The organism is Akkermansia sp. RCC_12PD, assembly GCF_036417355.1.
In the GTDB taxonomy this organism is placed as follows: Bacteria; Verrucomicrobiota; Verrucomicrobiia; order Verrucomicrobiales; family Akkermansiaceae; genus Akkermansia.
The window spans coordinates 2,666,481-2,687,558 of record NZ_CP143889.1 but is presented as its reverse complement, the minus strand read 5'-3'; the positions used below and the strand labels follow the sequence as shown (position 1 = coordinate 2,687,558).

Here is a 21,078-nt window from a genome sequence, read left to right as displayed (position 1 = left end):
CGGCCCGCGCCGCGGGGGCTTCCTGTCCGGGTTGCGGAAAACAAATTATCCGACCCTTCAATCGTACCGCGCCGCGGCCAGACGGGCCTTCCTCAGCTCTTCCCGGAGCTGGTGCGCGCGCCTGCCGCAAACGCTGGAGCGGTCCATGTCCCTCACTTCCTCAAGCACGGCAATGGCGCAGTTGAAAGCCTCCTCGCTTTCGGCGCTGTGCGCTCCCTGGTACAGGACGTCCTCCAGCCGAACCCAGAGGGGGTGGACCATGGCCAGCAGCAGTAACTGCCGGTCAGCCACGGGAAGCGCGGGATCATCCGCCTTCTTCCGCCACGCGGCCAGGCAATCCCGGATGGAAGAAGCATCCCGCGCCAAAAAGGATTCGCGCAGCAGGGAGGCCGTCTCCCGGTTCTTCGCCAAACGGTCCGCCGCTTCGCGGGCGGCCAGGAAGGAAGGCTCCGTGCAGTCCAGTTTTTCCAGCCTTTTCATGGTCCGGGGGTAATCCCGGTACCACGCTTCCGCAGGCACCTGCTCCATGGCGCGGCAGATGGCGGCCGCTTCCTCCCGCGGGTCGCCGCCTTTGGGAATGTCATTGACCACCGTCAGGGGCCGGACACGGGACGCCTTTTCCTTCAGCAAGGCGACTTTTCCGGGCAGGGAGGCTTCATCCGCCCCTCCGGCCATCCAGTCGAAAACGCGCCCCTTGGAATCGAGCATGACCACGGTCGGCAACGCGCGTACCCCATGCAGGGAAGCTCGGAACAGCCGCCCTTCCTCGCTCCAGTCTTCCAAAGCCGGGCGGGACGGCATCGTCACCATCTGAACATCCTTCACATGGCCGTCCAGAATGCGGCGGCCTTCTCCCCCCGGCTGGAGCGCCGCAAGCCAGCGGGCTTCCTCCGCGCTGGGATTGGCGGAGGCGTAAACCACCAGGACGGGACTGGGCGGCGGAACGGCGGCATCAGAGGCCGCGAAAGTTTCCGGCGCAGCCCGGGCCACGGCGGCCAGAACCGCCGCCAGCCAGATGCCGGAAATGACCGCTCCGCGCCTCATGGAATTCAAGCGGGATGCTATACCCGGCGGATCGTGATCCGCTTGTAGCGGCCGTCCCCTTCCTCAGACTCCGTCGTGACGCCATCCACGGATTGAAGGGCATTGTGAACCAGGCGGCGGTGATAGGCGTTGAGGGGCTGCATCTTCATGGGCTTGCCGCTCTCCTGCACGCGGGCGGCCAGGGAAAGGGCCTTCTCCAGAAGGCGCGCTTCGTTGTGTTCCCGGTAATGGTCGCAATCCACCTTCACGCGGGGCGCGTCTTCAATCTTGCGCTGGATCATGCGGTTGACCAGATATTGCAGGTCATCCAGCCTGTCCCCGTCATTTCCGATGATGTACCTGGAGTCCGGGGAGGAAACGTTCAGGCATATGATGCCGTCCGTCTCCGTTATTTCAACTTCCGCAGAAAATCCCAGTGAAGCCAGCAGGCTCTTCAAACTTTGTTCAGCTATTTCTTGCACCGTCATAACCCTTTAAAATAAATGAAAGATCAGTTCCCGCACCGGACAGACAACCGTATGAGGACGCCGCATGCCTCCGGTACGCAATTTACGGAATCATCATAACCTATTTATCCCGCACGTCTATGAAAATTTGCGGAAGTTCTGTCTCCCTCCACGGGGCCCCGGAAATTTTCCACGGAAGAAACCTTTCACCCACTACATAACTCTCCACGCAATCCGGCACACTTCCTTCCCGATGCCCTGCTCCCTGTTCCATCTGGTGGCAGAAGTCATTGATTAAATTCACCACCCTATTCCCGCCCCGCCGCCGTTCCCTTGCGGTACGTTTACAATACGCCAACTTGGCGTAAGCCCCCCTTTCACCATGAGTAAAGCTGCCACCCAGGCTGGCCGGCCGGAAACAGGCGGTTTTCCGGGAAAACGGAACAGGAGCATGCAGCAAACCCTGTTCCGGCATGACACGGCCTGCCCGGAAAATGAAACCGGGGATGGACATGGCCGCCAGGGACGGAAGGTTTCCCGGACACGGCGGGAGGGGAAGACACGGAAAATCCCGGGGTCCGTCCTGACAGCGTACTGACAGAAACGTCATGCCAGTCAAACAGGCTCCGTTTCCGCCTCCTGTTTCCTACCGTTTATTTCATTCCTGCCAAGTCATTTCCAGCGTTTTTCCATCATTTGAATTCCACATGAACTGACAAAATAAGACAGAACATCGTCCGGGAAGCCAGAGTCGAACTACTTACTCATAGGAAAATTCAATCCCTTCAGAAACAAGCCAATGAAAAAAAAGACCCAGCAGATGCAAGACCGGCTCGCCCCCTTCCCGGACGGGAAAGAGGCGGAACCCCATTATACGGACACCATTGATCCGGAACTGATCAAGCCGACGCCCAAACCCACTCCTCCCAACGCGGAACCTTCCGCCCCCGGCTCCATGAAAATGCCGGAAAACACCTCGGAAAAAATCAAAGACCTGGATACCATGCGCGACAACGGCATGGGAAAGCCCCTTACCACCAACCTCGGAGTAAAAATAGCCGATGATCAAAACACGCTCAAGGCAGGCAGCAGAGGCCCCTCCCTGCTGGAAGACTTTCACTTTCTGGAAAAAATGGCTCATTTTGACCAGGAGCGGATACCGGAACGAGTGGTTCACGCAAGAGGTTCCGGGGCACATGGTTATTTTCAGGTATACAAATCCCTTTCCAAGTACACCAAGGCGGCCTTTCTGCAGGATCCGTCAGAAAAAACACCAGTCTTTGTGCGTTTTTCCAACGTGCAGGGATTCCGGGGATCCCCGGATACGGTGAGGGACATCCGCGGATTCGCCACCAAATTCTATACCAGGGAGGGGAATTACGACCTGGTGGGCAACGACACGCCCGTCTTCTTTATTCAAGATTCCATCAAATTCCCGGATTTCATCCATGCCGTGAAGCCGGAACCCCACAACGAAATGCCGCAGGGGCAGACCGCCCACGACTCCTTCTGGGATTATGTCTCCCTGCAGCCGGAAACGCTGCACAACGTCATGTGGCTCATGTCCGACCGCGGCATACCCAGAAGCTACAGGACCATTGAAGGATTCGGCATCCATACGTACAAACTGGTCAACGAAGATGGGAAAAGCACCTTTGTCCGCTTCCACTGGAAACCCGTTTACGGGAAAAAATCCCTGATCTGGGACGAAGCCCAGGACCTCACCGGACGGGACCCGGACTTCCACCGCAAAGACCTCTGGCAGTCCATTGAAGGCGGAGATTACCCGGAATTTGAACTGGGCCTGCAAATCATTCCGGAAGAAGACCTGGACAAATTCGACTTCGACATCCTGGACGCCACCAAGCTCATCCCCGAAGCGCTGGTTCCCGTGGAAATCGTCGGGAAAATGGTGCTGAACCGCAACCCGGACAACTTCTTTGCAGAAACGGAACAGGTCGCCTTCTGCCCCGCCAACATCGTTCCGGGCATCGACTTCTCCGACGACCCGCTTCTTCAGGGCCGCATCTTCTCCTACAGCGACACCCAGCGCCACCGCCTGGGAGGGGCGAACTTTACGGAAATCCCCATCAACCGCCCCGTCTGCCCCTTCCATAACAACCAGAGGGACGGATTCCACCGCATGCAGATAGATACCGCTCCGGCCAACTACAATCCCAACTCCATCGGCGACAACTGGCCGCGGGAAACTCCGGAAGCCGCGGAAGACGGAGGGTTCACCACCACTCCGGAACGCGTGGAAGGAATCAAGGAACGCCTCAGGAGCCCCTCCTTTGCGGAGTATTACTCCCATCCGCGCCTGTTCTGGATGAGCCAGACGCCCGTGGAACAGGAGCACATCATCAACGCCTTCGGTTTTGAACTGAGCAAGGTGACCCGCCCCTACATCCGGGAACGCGTCGTGGACCTGCTGACGCGCATTGATCCGGACCTGGCTGGCGGAGTAGCCCGCAACCTGGGCATTGAACTGACCAGGGAACAGCTCAGCCGCGAACTGCCCAAGCCGGTCTGCGGCCTGGAAAAGGACCCGGCGCTGAGCCTGTACGCCAAGCCCGACGGCAACCTCAAGGGCATGCGCGTCTCCCTGCTGGTGGCGGACGGCGTCAGCCTGAAATCCGTGGAAGAAATCTGCGACGCCCTGCACAAGGAAGGAGTCCATCCCCAGATCATTGCCGCCCACATGGGAACCGTTAAAACGGAAGAAGGGGAAGACCTGCTGGTGGACGGCAGCCTGGCCGCCAATCTTTCCGTCCTGTTTGACTCCGTCATCGTGCCGGAAGGCGCGCAGAGCATCCAGACCCTCCTGATGGACGGGGACGCCAAATACCACCTGCGCCAGGCTTACAGGCATCTGAAGGCCATCGGCCTCCCCGGAGACGCCAGGAAAATGCTCCAGGCCGCCGCCCTGCCTGACGACATGGACGATGCCGGCCTCCTCACCCCGAAGGATACCAAGGCGCTGATGAAGCCCTTCATCACGGCGATGAAGCAGCACCGCACCTGGGCTCGCGAGCCCAAGGCGCTGGATTTCGGCGCCTGACGGGAACATTCCTCTGAACGTCACCATATGCCTGTAAGTTTAACGCTTGCAGGCATATTTTTATTAGGGAAAGTTCCTATTGATCATGCTCGCGAGCAAAAAGGTCTGGGCTGAATCACCATATCGGCAAAAATAAATTATTTGCAATTGTCGTCATTAAATTGTCAATTGTTACAGTATTCAAGAACACGCAAATTAAAAAATATTTTCAGATTAACATTATTTCTTTTCACATACATATACCTTTAATATTTTCATAATTCAATATCCGTCAAAATTTTGTATTCATGGCTCGTTGGATTAAACAGAATTAAATCCTGTGAATAACTTACTCAAGGAAGGAACAACATTCCATTCCCCTGCTCCTCAAATCCATCCTGCCAATTTTATCAATAACTCAATTGGCTGGTCTTAAAGATAAGAATTCGCCATATTGCCGTCCACAGAAACAAAAATATACCTTCTGCAAATCTGGCTGCTTGCAGAAGGTATAGGATTAAAAATCCTTTGATAAGGAAGAAGAATACTGAATATTATTTATTTCTTTTTTAATAAATTAAATGCTTGCTTAAAAATAATCATTAATGAAAAACAGGAAAATAATAAACATATTCCCAGAGCCATCCAGATCCATCCCGCGATGCCTTTTGATAAAAGAGACTCGTCAGGATTATTTTCATTGACAAAAACTGGGATTTCTTTTCCAACATGCAATTTCTTATACGGAATATCAAAACTGCATCCCTGGTTACCGGTATGATACATTTTTGATTTCCATTCAAATCTTACGTCAATATCTAAATTAACATAAGTACCATGAATACCTGAACCTGCACTTTTTCTTCTATATTCGACTTGTGTAATTGTACCTTTTGTTTCCGGCCATTCTTCACTGGACCAACAGAGTCTCATTTGAGACAGCAGCCATACGAGCATATATAACATGCCTGCTGCAAAAATACTCAGCAGAAAAATAACTAAAAGTTGTTTATTATTAAATATTTTATTCATGAAATCAAGGTTACATTATTCTTAAACTCAACTCTACTTCGGCTCTTCCATATGCTTGTACACGCATGCCTGTTCCCATGCCATAGACAGCATAAGCGGATGAAGACTTTCTCGGGTCTAAAGCTTCACACCTTCCTGGTACTGAACATTTTAAAACAGGAGAATCAAAAGCAACACCAGCAGAGAATCTTCCAATGCCTCCGGAAATAAAACCGGACGCTCCTACAGTAAAAAGGAAAGAAATATCCCCATTCCCATCTGGACAGCGTTCAGGACATCCTCCCGCTCCAACGTTCGATGATCCTGTTCCATCTCCTGTATTTTCTCCTACTGGGTTTTTTGTATATGTATTATCTCCTTTTTTCTTATATACAGTTCTTGTTCCATTTCTTCTCGGTTTCTTTTCTCGTCTTGCACTAATGCCGGAATTGCCACCAATGCTCGTACCTACACCCGCCGTACCCTCTAAATAAGCGATTCCGGATGCAACTAACCCTTTCTGCCCATCACATGAACAACAAGATGAAACGACAACATCAATACCGGCGTTTACTTCCATCGTAACAAGAGGGAAAAACGGCAATGGCCATACCCCCAGACGTGTACTTTTAGCCGAATGCGTCACCTGCTTTGGAATTAGAGCAATAACAACACTTGAAAAATTATTAAAATCCAATAATCCAAATGCATCAGTCGTGGAAATGGGACAATTACCTAATAATACATATAAATTAAATCCATCTTTTTCCTGAATGGGATCCCTGCTAATCCACCTTCCACTGAGAGGATCAAGATAACGGTAATTATAATAAACCACACCCAGTTCATCATCCATGTATTCGCAGGAAAAACGGAATTTGTTAACGTGAGCCATATCGCCTTCCTCTCTGGCAATTCCTCCAAAAGGAAGATATTCATACAAAGCTCTTCTTTCTTTTTGCTCCCCTTCGATAGCGACGACATTCTTCAATGCATCATGAATGAAATAAAAATGCTCCCTTGTTTCAGTCTCACTATTCTTCCAGCACGTCATCATTAAGAGAAATGGCGCAGTCGTCTCCGTAGGCGCCCATAGATAACTCTTCTCCAAGACTGGTTCGGGATGCAGCACATCAATCTCAGCTATTTGCACATAACCACGATACAGGTAATAGACGTGACTGATAGTTGATTCATTGAAAGTAACTTTTTTCTCGAAGCGGCGCCCCATGTAGTCATATCCGCAGACAACTACGGTCCGTCCGTCTTCACTGATAAAGCTAACAGGGCGGTTATTGGCATCATAAGTTACCTTCCAAACTCCTGTTGAAGTTTTGGTAAGGATCTGATTGCCATCTGCGTCATAGACAGGTTGAAACTTTAATTCTCCCTGCGCAATATCCGTATATTGGTTGAGGTGGTTGGTACCATATGATAATAATTCCTTTTCCAATTCCTGAGAGATTTTACGGTTACCGATGTTGTCATATTGATAGCTGCAATTTCCTTCTGCTTGAAATTGTCCATTAATCAATTCACTGCGGTTATTGTAGGTGAAGTTTCTTACCGCTATGGGTGTCTCAACATCCCAATAATCCTGATGTTGAGTGGGCCGCATCAATTCATCATACTGATAACTATAACGAGCAACCGCACTTCCATTCCTGGAATCTTCATACTCAATAGCGCTCATTAGGTTAAGAGAAGGATGATAACTATTCCTGCGAACGACGCCATTGGGATAGGACATGTTTTTAAGGAAGCCACTGGTTTTGTCATATTCCCATGTAAAGGGAGAATCAAGACCTTCCAGATTCATCCTGACTATGGCGCCTTTGTGGTCATAGTCAAGGATGGAGTGCTGGACAACGCGGGTTCCCAGCATGAAATAGTATCCGGAGGATCGTCCAAAAGAATCATACTTTTCCTGGAGACAGCTTTCCACTTTCCCCAAAGAAACATCTTGGAGCATTCTCCCATAAACGTCATAAGAGATTTCTCTGATACATGAGGCATCTGAGACAGAAATTATCTGACCAAGATGGTTATATGAATAAAGCCAAGGTTGGGTAGCATCACTATGGGAGACTGAGATGAGTTCTCCAGTGAACGGAGCATATTCATAGGTTGTTACGATACCTCTGGCTTGAGTGAGCGTTTCCAAACGGTTAAACTTGTCGTAGGTTTTGGAAATACAGGAACCGTCAGCATAGGTTTTCCTGAGTTCCAAACCAGTAGCCACATCGTAAAGCCAAGTGGTGGTATCCCCGTCGGTTCGGTTGGAAGGATTGGTGGTAATGTCCTCCTCATCCGCCCTGAAAGTGGTCAATGCAACCCTATGGTCATTGTCATCATACGCGAAACATGCAGGTTGAATGGCAGTACCGTATTCAGCCGTCTTTCTACCGCGAATGTCATAAGAATAGCACATAGTACCTCCCAATGCATTAGTGATGCAGACAGGTTCATCACAACAGACGTCATAAGAAATGGAGGTCATATTGCCTTCGGCATCCATCGTCTTGGTAGTTCGTCTGGCTACGTCGGACTCTGTGATAGCAACATTGCCTCGTGCATCGGTTCTCCTCATGGTTATTCCTGAGGAAGTGAAGAAACGTTCCTGGGAAGAATGTAAGCCTGCATGGTCATTTTGATTTATGGTAAATCCATCAACAACGAAAGACTTGGCGACAATGTCCGAAGTGGGAATCCGGTTGAACTGGATGCGTCTGGTGGGAGCGGCATATTCTGTCCACTGAACACTCAACTGACCGTAAATATCAGTGGAAACAGTCTTGCTTTCTAACATAGGGTCCGATTGTGAAAGAAGATTTTCCACGGTCTGAACAAGAGGAAATCCATTGGCATTGTAATTAGTCGTGGTATGTACCCGGTAAACTCCGTCCTCTTTGATCTGATAGCGTATGGTATTCTCCGTGATCCTGTTTTTTGTAACATCATCCGGACAAAGTTCATCCAGAAGAATAATCCGCCTCACTTCGTAGCCAGATTGGTCATAAGCAGTTATCTCAGGAGCCATATCCTCTGTTTGAATGCGTACAAGCTGACCCTTGCTATTGTAAGCATTTCTAGTGACAATGAAACCTCCCAGAGTATTGGACTGCTCCTCCCGAATAGTTTCTCCAAAACCATTTTCCAAGGTACGTGAGAGAATTACTCCTTTGGACAGAGTGGTGGTGAGAATACCCTCTTCTGTCAATTCGAGCTGTATTTCAATTTCTTGTTGTCCGTTTCCTCCCTGCCAAAGAGTAGAGCCGTCATAATAAGTTTTCGTCACAAAAATAGCCCCCGAAGGAGTGGTGACGGTTGTTGTAAGCTGATCGTTGCTGTATTCAGTTCTGGTGGTGCGACCAAGAATATCCGTTGTGGAAATAATTCTTCCCAAGTCGTCGTATTCCATATTTTCGACTGTCGACATAGCTCCTATGTCTTTTCGTATGGAAAGAATTCTTCCCGCAACATCCTTTGTGTAGGACGTGATTGTTTCAGGCGTGGTTTCCGTGGCTGAACGGATGGTTTCCACCAACTGTTTGGCCGTGTTGTAACTGTAGCTGGTTACCACACCGTCTTCGTTGGTTTCCGTCAAGGGACCGCAGCACATCCATTCCGTCGTGCTGAAGCGGCCGTTGCCCTTCGTTGTTTTGATTCGCTTGAGCTCGGCATCGTATTCATAGTCCTCCGTGGAAATCAATGACCAGTCTTCTCCCGTGTGGACATACTGCTCTTTTCTTGTGGTCGTGCCGTTTTCGGCAATGTATTGTACGGTTCTGGTGCTTTGAGCGGGAACGATGCTTCCGTTTGCCTGAACAGTTTCCGTCACCTTGTGAACACCCCCATGGTCTGTGGTGGCTTCATAGGTATAGACAGTTTGGACACCGTCAATGCCCTGGCTCATCTTCTGTCTTCCCCGGGCATAGGGATACTGTGCTGCTTCCCCATAAGTTTCTGAAATGCTTGTGTGAACCTGGTCGGACCCCAGAGCTGTTTCTGTCACCGTCGTGCGGTTGACTTCGGGGCTCTCTTCATAGGTATAGCTCCTTTGGCTTAGAACGGTTTCCGTTCCGTCCTGGGCAATGATGATTTCCCTTTCCGTTGCCGGCCTGAAATCATTGAAGCTCAGGTCTGCATAAGTGGTGCGCGTTCCCTTCTCTCCGCCTCCAGCCCACGGCGTTGCTTCCAGAATCACCCGGCCCTGGCCGTCGTACTCGTAGCGCGTGCAGCCCCCGTTGGGCTTGATTTCCAGAGACACCCGGTACTGGTCGTTGTAGGTGTAGAGCGTCGTTTGGGCCAAGGATGTATTATAGCCCTCCGTGCTGCTGATGGTCAGCCAGCCTCCGTCGGTATACTTCTTCACCGTGCGCCTGCTGCGGGAAGGCCGGGAATCATTGATGCCCCTGACCGTTTCAATCCGCTCCCACTTGGCGCCGGGCAGGGCGTTGCGTTCAATCGTGCGCACGATGCGTTCATCTCCTTCTCCCTTGATGATGCTTATTTTGTTTCCTTCCTCGCGGCGTTCGATAACCCGCGGTTCCTGCCCGGCCCGTTGATTGGTGATGTAAGTTACTTTTACGCCATCCTCCATGGAAGTTCTATAAACGGCCGTCTTGTAGGGCTCTCCGGTAACCACAAATTCCCCATCATGGGATGCAGAGACATTCCCGGGAGCGTACCACTCCAGGGCAAGACTGTTGTTTCCGGGAATGCTGCGCATCAGCCCCTGGGCCCGGGAATAGACGCTGCTGAGAGAGCCGTCCGGGTTGTAGGCCACTTGGACCTTGCGGGCATACTCCTCGGCGGTCATGACGTGTCCTGAAGAACTGGTGACCGACACGACCTCTCCGGTAGAGGAAGAGAAGCGCAGGATCATGCCGGAAGGAAGCGTCATATCCATGTAGGACGGCATACCCTGTTGATTGGGAGTAAGGTCTTGGTTGAGCAGACGTACACGATAGTCCAGTTTTCTGGAGCTGCCGATGGGGGAAGCGTCGGAGCTTCCCGTTTCCGCCTTGAAATAAATGTGACTGCCTGAGGGGCGCTTGACGGTGACGCGCCGTTCGTCTTTGGAGAAGGAGGCACTCCATGCCATGGGGTGGTTGTAGCGCATGGAAAATCCGCTGCTGGAGCCGGGGGTAGCGGGAGTGGAAGCACGGGCCATGCGCATGAATCTGACCGGAGCGGGGGGCGTTGGTCCTGTTGGAGAGGAAAGATTGATGCATGCATTGCCCTGGCAGTCCTGTTCATCGTCGGGGTCGCCCGGAGTGGGCTGTTGCTGGACGCAGTTTTCATCGCCTTCCTCGTCACAGTCACAGGGACAAGGGCATGGTTCTTCCTCGGTGGGCGGTTCGCTGGAGGAAGAAGACAGGGAACTGGAGCTGGAGCTGGAGCTGGAACTGGAGCTGGAACTGGAGCTGGAACTGGAGCTGGAACTGGAGCTGGAACTGGAGCTGGAGCTGGAGCTGGAGCTGGAACTGGAACTGGAGCTGGAGCTGGAGCTGGAGCTGGAGCTGGAACTGGAACTGGAACTGGAACTGGAACTGGAACTGGAACTGGAACTGGAACTGGAGCTGGAACTGGAACTGGAACTGGAGCTAGAACTGGAACTGGAACTGGAACTGGAACTGCTTGACTTGGGATCAAACCCAAAATCATCCCCTCCCCCTTCCGAAGAGCTGCTGGAGGTATTCTCTTCTTCCTCGTCCCGATAAAGATTGACCAGGGTGATGACTTCCTCCCCTTCCCTGTCCGGAGGAGTTACATTGGGGTCGAGGTAGGAATTGATATCGGGCGCCTCCGCCTTGTCGGAAAGAATGGCAATGCAGAACTCCTGTCCTGAGCCCAGGGAGGCATGGTGCTCATGGACGATTCGGCACCAGTAATACCCCTGTTCCAGCACGACGCTCTCCGGCTTCACGGAAAGGTCCTTTGCTTCGCTGGTCAGTTCCACATTCTTGAAGGGAATGGCCAGGGAGATGGAGGAATCGGCGTCCAGGGAAAGGAAATAGGTACCGCGTTTCATGATCTTGAGGTACCCGGTCCATTCATGGCGAGTGTCATCGGAAGCGGAACGTGGGGAGATGAGAACGGGGGCGGTGATGCCGTTGACGTAGAAGTCGGCCTGCGGTTGCCCATTGGCGAACATGGGAACGAAGGGATAACGGGGTTCCTGGGTAATTTGGGTATTATTCATTGTCTTGTAAATCATGTTGTTAAATGATTTGCAGACAATGTAGAACCTGTGGCACCCTCAATGAAAGACGCCTGATACGTTAAGACTTCAGTTACTTCTCATGAAATGACATTAAATCCCCCTGGAAAAACAAAATTCGTATTATGAAAGAATCTTTTCATATTAATGTTTATTGATTTAATATGAATGACTTGCATATTCATCCTGAATACATTGGAAGAAAATTTTCAAGACAAATGTAAAAAGGAATTATACATAAAGAGACCCAAGTTTAAATATCCCTTTTCAAAACACCATGATTTCCTGATCATCTCAATTTCTTATTGAGACTGTCCTTGACCCAACAAGATAGAGCCTCTTGTTAACTCTGTTCAGAATCACCTGATATACAAGACTGCATTAAAGCAAACCCCACAAGTTTAATAACTTGTGGGGTTTATTAATGGTACAGGGAGAGGGATTCGAACCCCCGACCAACTGTGTGTAAGACAGCCGCTCTACCACTGAGCTATCCCTGCATGAGGTAGTGGAAGTATATGCCAGACGGGATGAAACGGCAAGGATAAAATGGGGAAAGAACTCCTTTTCCCATTTTTACTTCTGTAATACCGTTTGCTTCCCTTTCCTGCAAAAACGAAAATACCGCATGTCCGCACTTTTGCCCGGTCGGTCAACGGAAAACCGTCACAAAATTACCTCATCTCCGCCTGCCGGAGGGCGCGGTAATGCAGGATAATGAAGAGGACGCAAAGCACAGCTTCCGACCAATAGAAGATGTCCAGGGCATCCCGCCCGGATGTGAAGCCGTAGGAATGCAGCCCCACTCCCAGCATGTTCACGCCCCACCACGCAAAGGCGATGATGACGCCGCCAAGTACGTTGCTGAAGTGGAGAAGCCACGGAGAAAGCCACCCCGCTTTCCTGGCGTGAAGCACGGTCAGCTGCCACAGCACAATCATTAATGCTCCGTTTTCCTTGGGGTCCCACCCCCAGAAACGCCCCCAGGATTCATTGCCCCAGATGCCGCCGAAGACGGTGCCCACCAGCGTGAAGACCAGGGAGAAGCATAGGATGCCGTATGCCATGCGGTCCAGGGATTGCTCCGTTTTCCGTCCGACCAGGCGCAGGGGGGAGGCCAGCAGATATACATGGGAAAGCACCGCCGCCAGCAGTCCGGCCGCATACCCCAGGACGATGGTGATGACGTGGGTGGAAAGCAGGAAGTTGGAACGCAGGATGGCCACGAGCGGGTCCATGTGGTCCACGGCCTGGGAAGATTCATACATGATGCCCATCTGGCAGGAGAGCGCCCCCAGGATCAACCCGGCCGCCAGCACAATTCCCTTTTTGCTGAAGAGTTCCGCTACCAGCGCGCAGATCACGCCCATGCAGGCGATGAAGGCGATGGTTTCATAGGTATTGCCTACCGGGGACCTCATGGTGATCAGCACACGTATGGTCAGGGCGGCCACCAGAACGGCCGCGCCCGCCGCGCCCAGAATCCACGCCGGGCTGAAACCGCCGGGCCGCAGAAAACGCCTCCAGAACGGAGCATTCCGCATGGGGCGGAACAGCGCGCAGACCACCAGGCAGACAAAGGCGGCCACAAAGACAGCCAGGGAAACATACAGCGGGTCAAGACGGTAATAGAAAATTTCCCGGTTCAGGGCATTCCGTTCCCCGGCGGAAGCGGCTTCATTCGGCTGTACCAGCCGTTCCATCAGCAGATTTTCCGCCTTGGCGCGCAGCTCTCCGCCTTTCGGTTCTTCTTCCTCAATGGCCTTGCGCTCCATCAGGGAAGCCATGGCCAGAAAAGCTCCGACGCCCTTCCCCGGAACGGCGGTCCACTTCTGTTCTTCATGATGTCCGGATACAGGGAACCACCGGGGAAATTCCATCCGTTCCATGGCAGAGGGGTCTTCCAGCATGATGCGGGAAGAGAGCATCCAGCCGCGCGCCACGTCAAAGTTGCGTGAAAGCGCCAGGATTTCCTTCTGCGCCTCCGTGAGCTGCGTTTCTCCCAGCATCCGTATTTCCCTCACGGCATGGGACATTTCCTCCCACTGGCCGGCAATCTGGGCATAGGAGTATTTTTTCCTTTTGTCCGCCTGGTCCGGCAGATGCAGGCGGCGCACCACTTCCTCCCGGTTGACCAGGAATACCGGGTATTGCTCCGCAAATTCCGGTCTGAACATGCAGTCCAGCATCCACTCCACCGGAGTGAGCTTTTTCCTGCCGTCCGGAGTATCTATGGAGAAGCTCCTCCTGCCCAAGGTCCGGAGCAGATGGAATCCGGCATACGTGGAGGCGGGCTTGACGCGGCCCCCATCCAGAACGGCCATGCCCTCCACCTTTTCCACCAAGGAGGAAGACCAGGGCGTATAGCGTTCCACATGGACCGTATGGACGGACGGCCTGGCCGCCAGCATACCGACGGCAAAGATTCCGGCCACCAAAACGCAAATACCGGCCAGACGCCAGGGTTTCCCCAGCCCGGCCCCCTCAACGTTTCCGCCGGACTGTTTCGGAACGGGCTCCTTTTCCAGCCTTTGTTCCGGCTTGCGGCGCAGGTATCTACCGAAGACCAGGGCAAAATGCCACAGCAATCCTACGGCAATGATGTAGGAAGACCATTTGGGCATTTGTTCCAGCGGATTATGAGCGGCGCGGAGAATAGATATCAGCCTGCCCGGATGCAGGGAGTCCTGGCCCCAGCTCATCTGGTACAGGGTCCAGCCGGACACCCGCAGCGGTTCATTCATCCGGATGACGGCGTCATAATGGCCGCCGGATTCCGGGAAAATGGTGATCTGGGATTCATAAGATTTCGGCTTGGATGTTCCGGGATAGAATTCCGGAATAAAGCGGTTGAGGCGGATGTCAAAGGGAAGCTCGCGCTCATGCACGCGGTCGCCCTGCGGCAGTTCCACCTGGTCCACGGCCACAGTCATTCTGTTGCCCAGCATGATGCCGGCCAGCAGAAGAAGGATTCCGCCGTGGGCAATCAGAATGCCCGCATGCCTCCACGTCCATTTTACACGGAACATGCCGCCTATGAGCAAGTTGACGAACAGGAGGGCGCATGTAATGCCCATGCCGGGCAGCGGCAGGGAAATCAGAGAATGTTCCCCTCCCAGCGGAATAAGCACGTAAGGAGCGCCGAAGAAGGATTCTATGGCCGCCTCCGATCCCAGGGAGGGAGCGAGCCGGACCTGGTGCAAAGTGCCGGCAAACGTCAACACCAGCAGGACGAGCATCAGGGCGATTCCCAGTCCGTAACTGCCGCCGAATTTCCAGAGTTTCCGGCTATATGTCCTCCACGCCGCTTCCGTGCGTTCCCTGTCCCTGTTCATTATATGGGGTTGTCCTTATGGAAAAAAGGAGCCGATCACACGATCAGATCGTGAAACCGGCCCCAATCATGTTTCCGACTGGAAAATGATTAAAAGTTGTCTGCCAGCACTTCAAAGAATGCCTGGGGATGCACGCAGGCGGGGCATACCTTGGGAGCCGTGTCTCCGGTGTGGATGTAACCGCAATTGCGGCACTTCCACTGGGTTTCCTGCTTCTTGGCGAATACGGCGCCTTCGCGCACGTTCTCCGCCAGTTTGCGGTAACGGGCTTCATGGTGCTGTTCCACCGTGGCGATCTTGCGGAAGGTTTCCGCAATGGCGGGGAAACCTTCCCTGTCCGCCACTTCGGCAAAGGCGGGGTACATGTCCGACCACTCCTCGTGTTCTCCGGCGGCGGCGGCCAGCAGGCATTCCTCCGTGGATTCCAGGGGGGCCGTGCAAACGGTATGCGTCACTTCAATGCAGGCGTCTTTCAACAGTTTAAAGAACACTTTGGCGTGTTCCTTTTCATTGTCAGCCGTTTCCAGGAAAATGGCCGCGATCTGCTCGTAACCGGCTTTTTTGGCCACACCGGCAAAGTAGGTGTAACGGTTGCGGGCTTCGGACTCCCCGGCAAACGCCTTGAGGAGATTTTTTTCTGTTTCTGTGCCTTTGATGGATTTCATAAACTAGTCACCAATTTGTGTAAGTGGATTCATCCTACCGGGGGGATGCCAAAAGACAAGCATTTATTGAATGAATCTAAAAAATCACCTTGCCGATTTTTTCTCCGGACTTACCGCTCTCAAGGAATCCTCCAAAGTACCCGGAACGGTATCCAGATCTTTCATGATTTCATCCTGAATGGAATGAGCGCCGGGGTTTGCAGAAGGTTTGTCCGCGGGGCCCTCCGGCTCAGCGGGGCGCTCACCGGGCAGCGGCAGCAGGCCGTCGGGAGATACGGGGGGGGTGATTTCCTTTCCGGGTTCGGGAGTGTCTGTGGGCTCTTCCCCCGTTTTTCCGGAGCTTTCCGGCGCGGCCAGATTCTGGTACAGGAACACCAGGTCGCCTTTTTCCGCCGTGCCGCTGCGTATGTCCGCCGGAATGCGCGTGCGCCCCATTCTCTCTTCCGTCACGATGAGGTTGGCGACACGCCGGTTTTCCCCGGAACCGGCGGATTGGGAGATAAGCACTGTTCCCGGTTCATACACGGTACCGGCCAGGGCAATCAGCACATAGTTGTGGCGGGGGTAAACCCGCTCCACTTTTCCAACGTAAACCGGGCTTCTGCCTGCTTTTTTGACGGGCTGCACCTGCTGGGAACAGGAAGCCGCCAGCAGCATGCCTCCCAGGAGGGCGGACACGGAAAGGATTTTATTCATGACAGAGAGGAAATTAAGAAGGTTGTCCTTTATTCCACCAGCACCTTGCGCGGGCGGTTGGTGTTGTCTGCAGGAGCAATGATTCCGCGGGATTCCAGCAGGTCCATCATGCGCGCGGCGCGTCCGTAGCCGATGCTCAGGCGCCGCTGCAGGAGGGATGTGCTTACTTTGCGTTCAATAAGGGCCACTTCCAGGCATTTGGCGTAGCATTCCTCCTCCGCGTCATCCAGCGGGCTGTCCGCTCCGCCATGGGAGGCTTCGTCCAGCGTCTTCTGGACCTCTTCATGGAATTTCTGCCTGGCCTGGGACGCGCAGTGGGCCACCAGGGCTTCCACCTCGTCATCGGAAATAAATGCGCCCTGGGCGCGTTCCACCTGGGCGGAACCGGGCGGCAGGTACAGAAGGTCGCCCTTCCCCACCAGCTTTTCCGCCCCCTGCCTGTCCAGAATCACGCGGCTGTCCGTGCCGCTGGCTACCTGGAAGGCGATGCGCGTGGGAATATTGGCCTTGATGGTACCCGTCACCACCTGCCGCCGCGGCGTCTGCGTGGCGACAATGAGGTGAATCCCGGCAGCGCGGGCTTTCTGTGTCAGGCGGCCGATGTTGGTTTCAATGTCCGCCCCTACCGTCTGCATCAGGTCGGCAAGCTCGTCAATGATGATCACGATGTAGGGGAAGCGTTCGGGAATCACGCCGTCGTCGTCCAGGTCCAGTTCGTCATCCTCTTCCGCAGGCCATTCCCCCTGGGATTCCAGCTCCCGGGCGATGGATTCCGCCAGCGCCTCGTCCACTTCTCCGGATTCCGGTTCTTCTTCCTCTTCCGCGGGCATTTCAGGCGGCCGCTTGTTGAAGGCTTCAAAATTGCGCACGCCCACCTTGGCAAAGCAGTGGTAGCGGTGCTCCATTTCATTCACGCACCAGCGCAGGGCATTCGGCACCTTTTTGGGATCCGTCACCACGGGGACGATCAAATGAGGCAGCTTGGAGTACGGCTGCATTTCCACCACCTTGGGGTCCACCAGAATCAGCCTGAGTTCATCCGGCCTGAATTTCAACAGCATGGAAGAGATGATGCTGTTGATGCACACGGATTTGCCAGAGCCCGTAGCTCCCGCCACCAGCAGGTGGGGCATGGAGGCCAGGTCCCCTATCACGGTGCGCCCATACACGTCCTTGCCCAGGGCCAGCGGAATTTTCTTTTTGGGAGAACAGAATTCGGGGTCCTGGAGCAGTTCCCGGAGCGGAACGGCCACCTTTTTGCGGTTGACGATTTCAATACCCACCGTGTCCTTGCCCGGAATGGGGGCCACGATGTTCACGCTTTCCGCTCTGGTCGCCAGTGCGATATCCTTGGAGTACTGGTCAAACGTGTTCACGCGCACGCCGCGCGCGGGGTATACCTCATACCGGGTGATGGTCGGGCCGCGGGTGATGTCCCCCGGCGTCACATCCACGCGGAACGTCGTCAGCGTCTCAATGATTTTTTGCTGGATTTCCAGCATTTCCTCCCGGTCCGCATCCGTGGGTCCGTCCGGCTTTTCCTCATAATGCAGCAGTTCGAAACCGGGAAGCTGATAATCCTTGAATTCCTCCGTAGGCGGCGTGGCTATTTTGGCGAAAGGCTGCACCTTGGGCGCAGGCTTGATTTCCGCAGGCTCCGCCACTGTGATTTTCGGAGTCGTCGTCAGCGGCAGGTTCCCCTGCGTCCGCGAAGCGGAAGATTTTTTGGAAGATGCGGACATCCGGACAGAAGAAGCGGCGGCCACTTCATTATACAACCCTTCCAGATCATCCCCGGTACGGTGCAAGCGGGAAGAAGCCGCACGGCTCCGTCTGGCGGAAGGAGGAGAGGACAGGGCCGCATCCTGCATGCTGGCTCTCACGCGGGCTGCTTCTCTGGCCAGTTGGGAGGAACGGCGTTCCATCTTTTTTTCTTTCCTGTTCATTCTCCATGAGCGGAACTCCCGGAGAACAGCGCGGAAAAGGGGACGGAGCCGCAGGCCCGCCGCATAGATCAAGGCAATGATGTATCCCAGCCCGGAAACAGCCAGAATGACAGACACTCCCGCCAAAGGAATCAGGAGATTCGTTCCGAGAAGATTGCCGACAAGGCCCCCGGCGCCCAGCACCTGATGACGCTCTACCCATTCCGCCCCCGTAACATGGCCGGCAGTCAGGAACAGGCACCCGCTCACCAGCAGAAAGACGCCACCATAGATCACACCGCGGGTCAGCTGTCCGCGGTGGGTAAAACGGTAACATCCCCACCAGGCCAGCAAAATCACCAGCATCCAGGCCATTCCCCCCAGCACCCAGTAAACGATGCCGGCGCCATACAGCCCCACCACATTCAGAAGATTGGTCGTCCCTTCCATCACCTCGCCGGACTTATTGAGATAATTCCAGCTTATTTCCCGGACGTCAAAAGTCAGCATGGAAGCCAGCAAAGCCGCTCCGGCCAGTACGGAAACAACTCCCCACGCCATTCCCATCCAAACGGGAGGATGGTCCTCTTCATGCTCAAATACATGACGCTCCTGCGCATCCAATGCCATACGTGGCATCTATATTAACAATACCGGAAGCCGAACTCAAGGCCAAACCAAGGCACCTGTTCTCTTCCTCCTGAAGATTTCTTGTCTGCCGGAAACAGCTCCATCATGAAAAAAACATGACGCATGCCCCTCCCCGAAAATCAAAGAACACCGAGTTTTTTTTCCTGTGGAATTACTCCCTCCGCGTCAAAAAACAATACAAACTCAAATTTCCCCATTCCGTTTCTATTATGCGATTGATTTTGTAAATTCAACGAAACTTTTGTAACAAAAAAATTATTATATGTAATTCACACCCGAATATAAGAAAATATTCAACGGATTGCAAATCCTATCAAAATAATGGGGAACACTAAAATATTATGCAACATGTTATTTATCAATATTTTATTTCAAAAATAGAACATATTTTTTTATAATTTTGTCTTTATAATTTTCAGAGACATGTCAAATAAGTATTTTTTCTTTAATGATTACTATTGACACCGGATTTGCAATCCGCTATTTGTGCCCTAGCCTTTATGTACATGCGTATCTGCAAACCTGTCATCAGTAGCCTGTTCGCCGGGATAGCGCTTGTCATTCTCAGCCCGCTGCTGCTAACGATATCTGTGCTTCTTCTTTTATTCACGCGAAAATCCCCCTTCTTTCTTCAAACGCGCGTTGGATATCAGGGAAAATTGTTCAAAATCATCAAATTCAAAACGATGACGGATGCGCGTGACGAATATGGGTGCCTCCTTCCGGACAACCAGAGACTGTTCCCGCTCGGCAACTTCCTCCGCACCAATTCGCTGGATGAGCTTCCCCAACTGATCAACATCCTGAAAGGAGACATGGTCATCGTAGGCCCCCGCCCCTGGATTCCCTCCCAGATGAAAACCCTTCCTCCTCATTATTGCCGCCAGCGCTATTCCGTCCGGCCGGGCATCACCGGCATGGCTCAGATCCACGGACGCAACGGAATTCCCTTCTGCCGCCGCCTGTGCTACGACGTACTTTACGTGCGCCGCGTTTCCTTCCTGCTGGATATTTCCCTGGTCTTCCGGACAGCCCGGAAAGTCCTGGTCCGGGAAGGCATCCAGCAATGCAACGAAGCCTTCCAGAACAAACTGGGGAAAACCCTTCTGCAGAACGATCTTTCCCTCCCCTCTACCACGGAGGCGACCAGATCCTTCTAACATCCCCCCCTTCCATTATTCCTATTATTATTTCAACTAATGAACAAACACCATCTCTTCAGCAAAGCTCTCCTGTGTTCCGTAGCCCTGGCAGGAGCCAGCCTCCTTCCTTCCTGCGTTAGCCCCAAGGAAGTCCTTTACATCCAAGACGTTTCCGACAACTCCAAGGAAAGAATCAAGGCAAACTACCAAACGACCATCCAGAAGGATGACCAGCTCTACATCGCAGTCAGCAGCAAGCAGCCGGAACTCACGGCGCCCTTCGCCATGTCCGAGATCGGCGCCACCAACAACAACAATAACAACAAGCCTAAAGGGTACCTGGTGGACGCTCAAGGCTACATTGTTCTGCCCGTCATCGGCAAGATGAAGGCCGCGGGCAAGACCTGCTCCCAGCTGGCAACCGATATTGCCGCGACTCTCAAGAATAACGACTACATCCGGGATGCCTCCGTCAACGTGCAGATCATGAATTTCAAATTCTCCGTGCTGGGGGAAGTCAACTCCCCCGGAACCTACACCATTGAAGGGCAACGCCTCACGATTCTGGAGGCCATCAGCCGGGCAGGCGACTTGAACATTGACGGCAACCGGGACGTTACGCTGATTCGAGAAACCAACGGAACCCGCCAGATCGCCAGCATTGACTTGCGTAGCAAGGATCTGTTCACCTCTCCCTATTACTACATCCAGCAGAACGACATCATTTATGTAACGCCTTCGGAACGCAAGGTCAATACGCGCAGCGACGCCGCCCAGTGGTACGGCTGGGGGCTTTCCGGACTCGGCGTCACTCTGGCCGTAATCGCTTTATGCTTATAACGAACCTCACCCTGCTCCCTCTTCGAAGCCGATTATATCGGAAATAGAAATACGGAG

13 protein-coding genes and 1 tRNA gene are annotated in these 21,078 nt (G+C 53.2%); 5 read left to right on the top strand and 9 right to left on the bottom strand.

Translation table 11 applies throughout. The annotated features are described in order from the left end of the window. Positions 1-57: 57 nt before the first annotated feature. Both V3C20_RS11330 and V3C20_RS11325 read right to left on the bottom strand, forming a co-directional pair. Positions 58-1,053 (bottom strand): hypothetical protein, encoded by a 996-nt coding sequence (locus V3C20_RS11330; RefSeq protein WP_130082876.1) that lies wholly within the window; start codon positions 1,051-1,053, stop codon positions 58-60. A gap of 8 nt (positions 1,054-1,061) precedes the next feature. Then, positions 1,062-1,511 (bottom strand): R3H domain-containing nucleic acid-binding protein, encoded by a 450-nt coding sequence (locus tag V3C20_RS11325; RefSeq protein WP_130082878.1) that lies wholly within the window; start codon positions 1,509-1,511, stop codon positions 1,062-1,064. Positions 1,512-2,289: 778 nt separating this feature from the next. On the opposite strand from V3C20_RS11325, the gene katE reads away from it, so the two are divergent. Further along, complete coding sequence (gene katE, locus V3C20_RS11320) at positions 2,290-4,551, top strand: catalase HPII (protein WP_130082879.1); 2,262 nt, start codon at positions 2,290-2,292, stop codon at positions 4,549-4,551. 537 nt (positions 4,552-5,088) lie between these two features. Here katE and V3C20_RS11315 read toward each other — a convergent pair. Next, positions 5,089-5,562 carry a DUF3592 domain-containing protein gene (locus V3C20_RS11315; RefSeq protein WP_130082881.1) on the bottom strand — a complete coding sequence of 158 codons (474 nt, stop codon included), beginning with the start codon at positions 5,560-5,562 and terminating at the stop codon, positions 5,089-5,091. 10 nt (positions 5,563-5,572) lie between these two features. Next, positions 5,573-10,648: an RHS repeat-associated core domain-containing protein gene (locus V3C20_RS11310; protein ID WP_330935384.1), complete on the bottom strand. Its 5,076-nt coding sequence runs from the start codon at positions 10,646-10,648 to the stop codon at positions 5,573-5,575. Positions 10,649-10,664: 16 nt separating this feature from the next. On the opposite strand from V3C20_RS11310, the gene V3C20_RS11305 reads away from it, so the two are divergent. After that, a complete protein-coding gene (locus tag V3C20_RS11305; protein WP_330935383.1) occupies positions 10,665-11,267 on the top strand; it encodes a hypothetical protein in 603 nt (200 codons plus the stop codon). A gap of 149 nt (positions 11,268-11,416) precedes the next feature. Then, positions 11,417-11,776 (top strand): hypothetical protein, encoded by a 360-nt coding sequence (locus tag V3C20_RS11300; RefSeq protein ID WP_205125335.1) that lies wholly within the window; start codon positions 11,417-11,419, stop codon positions 11,774-11,776. A gap of 416 nt (positions 11,777-12,192) precedes the next feature. Here V3C20_RS11300 and V3C20_RS11295 read toward each other — a convergent pair. The 5 genes from V3C20_RS11295 to V3C20_RS11275 all read right to left on the bottom strand — a co-directional run bounded on the left by V3C20_RS11295 (position 12,193) and on the right by V3C20_RS11275 (position 19,018). After that, a tRNA-Val gene (locus V3C20_RS11295) sits at positions 12,193-12,267 on the bottom strand. 174 nt (positions 12,268-12,441) lie between these two features. Next, complete coding sequence (gene ccsA / locus V3C20_RS11290) at positions 12,442-15,102, bottom strand: cytochrome c biogenesis protein CcsA (protein ID WP_130084586.1); 2,661 nt, start codon at positions 15,100-15,102, stop codon at positions 12,442-12,444. Between the two features lie 89 nt (positions 15,103-15,191). After that, on the bottom strand, positions 15,192-15,767 hold the full coding sequence (rbr, locus tag V3C20_RS11285) for a rubrerythrin (RefSeq protein WP_130084587.1): 576 nt from the start codon (positions 15,765-15,767) through the stop codon (positions 15,192-15,194). 84 nt (positions 15,768-15,851) lie between these two features. Further along, positions 15,852-16,463, bottom strand: coding sequence for a hypothetical protein (locus V3C20_RS11280; protein ID WP_130084588.1), 612 nt, complete (start codon positions 16,461-16,463; stop codon positions 15,852-15,854). A gap of 29 nt (positions 16,464-16,492) precedes the next feature. Next, on the bottom strand, positions 16,493-19,018 hold the full coding sequence (locus tag V3C20_RS11275) for a DNA translocase FtsK (RefSeq protein ID WP_161981408.1): 2,526 nt from the start codon (positions 19,016-19,018) through the stop codon (positions 16,493-16,495). A 521-nt stretch (positions 19,019-19,539) separates the two neighbouring features. Between V3C20_RS11275 and V3C20_RS11270 the strand changes: the two genes are divergently transcribed. Next, the gene (locus V3C20_RS11270; protein WP_130084590.1) at positions 19,540-20,199 is read left to right on the top strand and encodes a sugar transferase; all 660 of its coding nucleotides are present in this window, start codon (positions 19,540-19,542) and stop codon (positions 20,197-20,199) included. A 39-nt stretch (positions 20,200-20,238) separates the two neighbouring features. Further along, on the top strand, positions 20,239-21,021 hold the full coding sequence (locus tag V3C20_RS11265; RefSeq protein WP_130084591.1) for a polysaccharide biosynthesis/export family protein: 783 nt from the start codon (positions 20,239-20,241) through the stop codon (positions 21,019-21,021). Positions 21,022-21,078: the final 57 nt, after the last annotated feature.